This is a genomic window from Streptomyces recifensis (assembly GCF_002154615.1).
GTDB lineage: Bacteria > Actinomycetota > Actinomycetes > Streptomycetales > Streptomycetaceae > Streptomyces > Streptomyces griseoluteus.
The window spans coordinates 1-1,230 of the sequence record NZ_MUNH01000294.1 but is presented as its reverse complement, the minus strand read 5'-3'; the positions used below and the strand labels follow the sequence as shown (position 1 = coordinate 1,230).

Here is a 1,230-nt window from a genome sequence, read left to right as displayed (position 1 = left end):
AAGAGACAGGCAAAAAGCGGGCCCCCGCACGCGAGTAACCGCGTGCGGGGGCCCGCCGAACCGACCCGTCAGTGAGGACGGCCCGTCAGAGAACCTCGGGCACCCTAGGGAAGGGTCACCCCGTAGTAGCTCAGCGCCTCGGTGACAGGCTGGAAGAACGTCGTCCCGCCGGAGGAGCAGTTGCCGCTGCCGCCGGACGTGAGCCCATAGGCGACGCTCCCGCCGTAGAGCGGGCCACCGCTGTCACCGCCCTCGGCGCACACCGTGGTCTGGATGAGCCCGGAAACCACGTCCCCACCGCCGTAGTTGACGGTGGCGTTCAGCGCGGTGACCCGTCCGCTGTGCGTCCCGGTGGTGGAGCCGCGTCGCGTCACGGTGGTCCCGACCGCCGGAGTGGCCGCGCTGCTGATCGTCTGGCTGCCGACCGCACTCGGGTGCGCGACGGAGGAGTTGGTGTAGCGCACCAGCGCGAAGTCGTTGCCGGGGAAGCTGTACCCGACGTTGGTGCCGAGCACCGTGGTCTTCGCGGAGTTGCTGTACCAGGTGGAGGCGACCTCACCGCAGTGCCCGGCGGTCAGGAAGTAGTACGTGCTGCCGCTGCGGACGTTGAAGCCGAGCGAGCAGCGGTAGGCGCCGCCGTAGATGGCGTCGCCGCCGGTGATCAGCTTGTTGAACTTGCCGGCCGTCCGCTTGACGGTGAGCCTGTCCGCGCCGGCCTGCCGCTTGATCTTGGCGATCTCGGCCTGGGACACCGTGCTGTCGACGGTGACGAGGACGCGGTTGGTCTTGCTGTCGACGGCCCAGGCGGTGCCGGGGACGTCGGCCTGGCGGACGGAGTCGCTCGCCTGGGTGAGCTGACTGGCACTGAACGTGTGGACGTCGCTGGCGTTCGCGGTGGGGGCGGCGAACGCGGCTACGGCGAGAAGGCCGCTGACGGCCGCCGTGAGCTGGGTGCGTCTGGCGATACGGCCTCGGGGAGTGGTGCGCTTGATCCTCACGTGTCGTTCCCTCCTGGGGAATTCGGGGGCCCGCGTGGGGTCGGGGCCCGTGAGGCGCAGTCAGCGGCAGGTCGATCGGACGTGCATGCCCCTGACAAGCGCTGAGGGGGAGTATTCGGCCGAACGACCGGTCGGCACAAGGGTGCCTTTCGGCCGTACACGGCTCAACGATCAGGTGACCCGCCCACCCTGACGTCCCCTCACGTCACACAAGCCGATCGTCACCCCGCAC

At 69.5% G+C, this 1,230-nt stretch carries 1 protein-coding gene; it reads right to left on the bottom strand.

Annotated features, from left to right (window positions below; translation table 11 throughout):
• Nucleotides 1-104: 104 nt before the first annotated feature.
• Complete coding sequence (locus CCN33_RS16920; RefSeq protein WP_086694430.1) at nt 105-998, bottom strand: S1 family peptidase; 894 nt, start codon at nt 996-998, stop codon at nt 105-107.
• Between the last annotated feature and the right edge of the window lie 232 nt (nt 999-1,230).